Source organism: Flavobacterium sp. (assembly GCF_041911335.1).
Classification (GTDB): domain Bacteria; phylum Bacteroidota; class Bacteroidia; order Flavobacteriales; family Flavobacteriaceae; genus Flavobacterium.
In genome coordinates, this window is sequence record NZ_JAYRPD010000061.1 from 36,552 (window position 1) to 42,698 (window position 6,147).

Consider the following 6,147-nt stretch of genomic DNA (forward strand, 5'->3'; position numbering starts at 1 on the left):
ACAATTTAAACCGTTGCATTCTATTAAATTGATTTTAAAAATAGTAGAAATCAAAAAAAACCTATCAAATCCACTGAACAATTCTTATTTTTGTCTCATGGGAAAAAAGAGAACAGAAAAAATCGTATTCGAAAACGTAAAAATCCTTGATGCAGGTGCAAAAGGTGTATCGGTAGCTAAAGCTCCTGATGGAAAAGTAATATTTCTTCCAAATGTAGTACCCGGCGATGTGGTAGACGTGCAAACGATGAAGAAAAGAAAAGCCTACTACCAAGGTAAAGCTATAAAAATCCATGAATTTTCAGAACATAGAATTGAACCTGTTTGCGAGCATTTTGGTGCTTGTGGTGGTTGCAAATGGCAAAACATGAAGTACAGCCAACAATTGTTCTATAAAAATCAGGAAGTTTATAATAATTTAAAGCGAATTGGTAAAATTGAATTGCCAGAATTCGAGCCTATTTTAGGTTCCGAAAAGCAATTATTCTACAGAAATAAAATGGAATTTGGTTTCTCGAATGCGCGTTGGATGACGGATGCCGAAATTCAATCGGGAGCTGAATTTGACAATAAAAATGCGTTGGGATTTCATATCCCAAGAATGTGGGATAAGATTTTAGATATTGATAAATGTCATTTACAAGAAGATCCATCTAACGAAATTCGTAACGAAATTAAACGATTTGCTAACGAAAACAACCTAACGTTCTTCAATGCTAGAGCTGTGGAAGGTTTGTTGCGAACGTTGATGATTCGTACCGCTTCAACTGGAGAAATCATGGTATTGATTCAATTCTTTGAAAATGATAAAAACGGTATCGAATTGATGATGAATTTCTTGGCAGAGCGTTTTCCACAAATTACGTCGTTGCAATATGTTATCAATCAGAAATTGAATGATACGTTGTATGACCAAGACATTATTTTGTTTAAAGGTCGCGATTATATTTTGGAAGAAATGGAAGGCTTGCATTTTAGTATTAATGCGAAATCGTTCTATCAAACCAATTCGGACCAAGCATATGAATTATACAAAATTACAAGAGAATTTGCAGGTTTAACTGGAAACGAAACGGTTTACGATTTATACACCGGAACGGGAACTATTGCGCAATTCGTATCGAAAAAAGCGAAAAAAGTAATTGGTGTTGAAGCCGTACCTGAAGCCATTATTGATGCAAAAGCAAATGCCGAACGCAATAACATTACGAATTGTGAGTTTTATGTTGGGGATATGAAAAACGTTTTCAACGACGAATTCATCAACCAACACGGAAAACCAGACGTTATCATCACCGATCCACCACGTGACGGAATGCATAAAGATGTGGTAGAAATGTTATTAAAAACAGATGTACCAAAAATTGTGTATGTAAGTTGTAATTCAGCAACACAAGCTCGTGATTTGGCTTTGATGGACGAAAAATACAAGGTAGTTCGTGTACGTCCTGTAGATATGTTTCCGCAAACGCATCATGTAGAAAACGTGGTTCTTTTAGAAAAAAGATAAATATGAAAAAAATAGTTTTAATAACCCTATCCTTGCTTTTAGCATTCTCCTTTTGGAATTGTGAAAAAGATGATATTTGTGCCGAAGGAACTCCAACTACACCAAGAGTAATTATAGAGTTTTACGATGCTGCCAATCCTACGGTTTTGAAAAATGTTACGAATCTTAGGGTTGAAGAATTCGGAACAGGTGAAGGTGTAGTTTTTAATGAAAATCTACCAGAAACAAGTCCAGCACGTTTTTTAACCAATGGAAATAAAATTGCGATTCCGTTGAAAACATTCGCTAATATTTCTGAGTTTGATTTTAAATTCAATTACGGCGATGCTACTGAAAATAATGATGTAATTTCATTTACATATGATAAAGAGGATATTTATATTTCACGTGCTTGTGGTTACAAAACAATTTTTAATTTAACAGATAATAATCCGAATAGTTTTCCTGTTTCGGGATATTGGATTCAAAACATCATAGTAAACCAACCTAATATTGAAACCGAAAATGAAATACATGTTAAGATTTATTTTTAGTCTGAGCTTATTGTGTGTTTCATTACTAGGAAATGCACAAACTAAAGACACTGCAAAAGTTATGTATCCTGAAAGCTACGGATTACGTTTAGGTGCTGATTTACACAAAATTGCGCGTTCATTTTACGAAAAAGACTATAGAGGTTTTGAAGTAGTAGGAGATTACCGCTTAACTAAAAAGTTTTACATCGCTGGAGAACTAGGAAACGAAGATAAAACGGTTGACGACGACCGCTTAAACTTTACCACAAAAGGTTCTTACTTTAAAGTGGGTTTTGATTACAATTCGTTTGAAAACTGGCTCGACATGGAAAACATGATTTACGTAGGAATGCGTTATGGAGTTAGTAGTTTTAGCCACACCTTGAATAGTTATAAAATCTATGACCCTACCAATTATTATGGAGAAAACGTTGTTATTTCAGGAGAAGAGTTTGATGGTTTAACAGCGAGTTGGTTAGAAGTTGTCGGAGGTATTAAAGCGGAGTTGTTTAGCAATGTGTATTTAGGATTCTCGGTACGATTAAACTATTTGGTTTCCAATAAAAAACCAGATAATTTTGACAATCTTTTTATACCAGGGTATAACCGAACGTATGATGGAAAATTTGGAGCAGGATTTAATTACTCATTGAGTTATTTTATTCCAATTTACAAGAAAAATAAAACCACAACGGAGAAAAAATAAGAAATGAAGCGTTACGAAAGTGACGCTTTTTTTATGTTTGTACTACTTTTAGAAAGCTACAATATACTTTTGGCATACTTCATCTATGTAGTATCCATACTTCTGGCATACACTCCGCATACACTATCTATACTTTATCTATACTTTATCTATGCTTTATCTATGCTATATCAGTGCTATATCTATGCTATATATACTATTTATGTACTTAGAATCTTCCTAGTATCTATAATCTTTTTTTACTGGATATTGCTTTTGTCTCGACTTCGCTCGAATTGACAATATTGGAGTTTCTGAAATTCTATATTTTTTTTGTGGCTGTCTTGACTTCGCTGGACTTGACAGGATTTAGAATTGATATGATGAGTTCTCGACTTCGCTCGAATTGACAGGGTGTGGAGTTGTTTTGGTTCTACAGTTCTTGATACATTTTGCAATAGTAAATCTTTGGCTTTACTGTTACAAAATACTTGAAGTGACGGTGGTGGAAAATCGGTACTACAGTTCTCGACTTCGCTCGAATTGACAATATGGGAGTTTTTGGGTTTATATATTTATTTTGTATATTTGTATCATTATAAGCCATTTAAATTTTGTGTTTGCCATGAAGAGTGTACGTATTGAGAAGATTTTTCACCATGGTGCTTATCGCATTGGGGTGTTTTTTGATAAGGATTTTGAAATTATTGCCATTTTAAAACGTTTGGGTGCTACTTATAGTGGTTCTCGTAGGTGTTGGTATTTGGATTATTCTAAGGCTTCTTATCATTTGTTGCGTTCTCATTTTCCGGATTTAGTGGTGGTTACTGAATCTTCTATTCCTAATATGGTGACCGGTGTTGATAACCGTGACCTTTCACCCATAGCTTCTTCAAGCGCACTTCAGTTAGGCTCTTCTGTGAGTAATCCTGAACATAAATCAACTTTGCTAACTTCGGATAAATTGAAGTTACAATTGTTGCCAAGTATTGGTAAATATTGGGTTTTTAAGATGCATTTTCATCATGAAATTAGTAAACAACTTTTGAAAACTAAAGGGGTTTATTGGAACGGAAATTATAAAAGCTATATGGTTTTTAGAAATGAAGTTGTGAAGCATGAAGTGGAAAAGGTTTTAGGCGTTTCTGAGTTTTTTGGTACGGACTATTTTGTTAAAGATTCGTTTGTTGGTAAGGGAGAAATTAGGGTTTTGCCTCATTTAGAAGATGCAGCTTGGATGGAAGTTCATGTTCCTAAAATGGTTGCGGTTCATGAGAAATTAAAGCGTTTTTCGATGGCTCGCTACAGTAAGATTAAGGGGTGTTATTTGCTTCCGGCTGCGCCTGTTGTGATGGATTCTTTGCATTTACAGTTTGAATCTTCTAGCATTACGATTACCGCTTTGCTTCCGAAGAATTATTTGGATAAACGAAATTTGCCTAATAAAAAACAATTGGACTTATCTAAAACGAAGAAAAGCTTACTGGACTTGGTTCCAGAGCAAGCTCAAAGTTATTTAAGTAAGATGATTGATACTTTATTGGCTTTGAATTATAGTAGTTCGACCTTGCGAACGTATTGTGGTGCTTTTATTCAATTTTTACGCTTTTTTGAGTTTCGAAATCCTGAGGAGATTACTAGGGAGGAAATTATTCGTTTTTTAGGCTCTTTGATGGAGCGTGGTTTGTCTGCCACAAGTGGACATAGTATGGTGAATGGGGTTCAATTTTATTATCAGCAAGTTTTATTGAAAGTTGACTATAGTTTTGTGCTTCCACGACCAAAGAAGGAGAAAAAGTTGCCTGTTGTATTGACTATGGAGGAATGTTTGCAGATTTTTAAAGTTGTAGATAATCCGAAACACAAGCTTTTGTTGTTGATAGGTTATGGTGCTGGCTTGCGTGTGAGTGAGATTGTGAGTTTAAAATGGAGTGATATTTTATTTGAGGAACACAAGATTCATGTTAAGAATGCTAAGGGTAAAAAAGATAGAATGGTAATGTTGCCCTACTCTATTGTTACTTCTTTGCAGCTTTATAGAGAACTTTATAAGGGTAAACATTATGTTTTTGAGGGTCAGTTTGCGGGTGAGCCTTACAGTACTGGAAGCGTGCAACAAGTGATGCGGAATGCAATAAAATTATCGGGTTTAGAGAAGAAGGCTACGGTGCATACGTTGCGTCATAGTTTTGCGACTCATTTATTAGAAAACGGGACGGATATCCGCTACATTCAGCAATTTTTAGGGCATTCGAGCATAAAAACCACGACTGTTTATACACATTTAACAAAAACTGCTGTTGATAGAATACAGAGTCCTTTAGATCGCATGGTTGACATAAAAGGTAAGCAAAAACTTGATGAATAGTTTTAAAGTTAAAAAAAGTTGTATATATTTGATGATATTTACTAGTTGGCAGAAACCTTGGAAAAAAAACAGAACGCAAAAAGAACAGAAATTTGAAAACAAAAAAAATACTTTTATTAGTTTTAAGCATAGTGTTATTTTCGTGTAGTGAAAATGACGATATTCCAAATCAACAATCAAATTTACAATCTGGAGTTGTAATCTCTTTTGATGATGATTATGTTGACGAGTGGTTTGAAGTAAATAATGTTTTAGAACCTTACGATTGGAAAGCAACATTTTTTGTAACTAAATTTAATCAGTTATCTACAGCTAAAATACAAAAGCTAAAAGATTTAAAAATTGACGGACACGAAATTGGTGGACACGGATTAAATCATTTAAACGCTCCTAATTTTATTTCAGCAAACGGAACCGCCGAATATTTAAATCAGGAAATTATTCCAATGGAAACTTTAATGAATAATAATGATTTGTCAACTACATCATTTGCATATCCTTATGGTGCAAGAAATACAACAACTGACAATTTGCTACTAAATCGATTTGAAATAGTTCGCGGAACAACATATGGAAACGCAAATCCAGCTTCTCAAAATTGTTATTACAATAACAACAATCTTGTTTTTGGTTTAGGAATTGACAAAAATTATTCACATTTCAGTATTTCTTATTTTTTATCACTTTTAGAATATGCAAAAAATAATAATAAAATCGTAATATTTTATGCTCACAAACCAGTTCCGACTTTTCAAAATAATTATGAAACGGAATACCAAACTCTAATTGAAATTTGTAACTATGTTAAAAGTAATAATATGAAATTCTACAAAATATCCGAATTATACAATCTACAAAATAGTATCTAAAACGACAACACAAAAAAGGCATCTGCCAACACAGGTTTTACGCTATTGCGGGTTTCGGGCTTAATTTAAAGTTTATTTTGTATCACTGAAGTCAGTGCAAAATCGAAAGTTACGGCTTCTTTAGTCCGCAACAGACGTAAAGCCTGGGAACGTTGTGTGCAACATATTTTCCGAACTTACGCCGATAGCTTCTCTCCTAT

At 34.0% G+C, this 6,147-nt stretch carries 5 protein-coding genes; all 5 read left to right on the forward strand.

Translation table 11 applies throughout. The features are described 5' to 3' along the window. Nucleotides 1-97: 97 nt before the first annotated feature. Entirely contained in the window at nt 98-1,510 is a 1,413-nt protein-coding gene (gene rlmD, locus ACE3PD_RS10425; RefSeq protein WP_374402202.1) for a 23S rRNA (uracil(1939)-C(5))-methyltransferase RlmD, read from the forward strand. Nucleotides 1,511-1,512: 2 nt separating this feature from the next. Beyond that, entirely contained in the window at nt 1,513-2,043 is a 531-nt protein-coding gene (locus tag ACE3PD_RS10430; RefSeq protein WP_374402204.1) for a DUF6452 family protein, read from the forward strand. After that, nucleotides 2,024-2,731, forward strand: coding sequence for a DUF6048 family protein (locus ACE3PD_RS10435; RefSeq protein ID WP_374402206.1), 708 nt, complete (start codon nt 2,024-2,026; stop codon nt 2,729-2,731). Before ACE3PD_RS10430 ends, ACE3PD_RS10435 begins: the two co-directional genes overlap by 20 nt. 604 nt (nt 2,732-3,335) lie before the next feature. Then, nucleotides 3,336-5,078: a tyrosine-type recombinase/integrase gene (locus ACE3PD_RS10440; protein WP_374402208.1), complete on the forward strand. Its 1,743-nt coding sequence runs from the start codon at nt 3,336-3,338 to the stop codon at nt 5,076-5,078. 92 nt (nt 5,079-5,170) lie between these two features. Next, nucleotides 5,171-5,947, forward strand: a complete 777-nt coding sequence (locus ACE3PD_RS10445; RefSeq protein ID WP_374402210.1) for a polysaccharide deacetylase family protein — start codon at nt 5,171-5,173, stop codon at nt 5,945-5,947. The last annotated feature ends 200 nt before the right edge of the window (nt 5,948-6,147 follow it).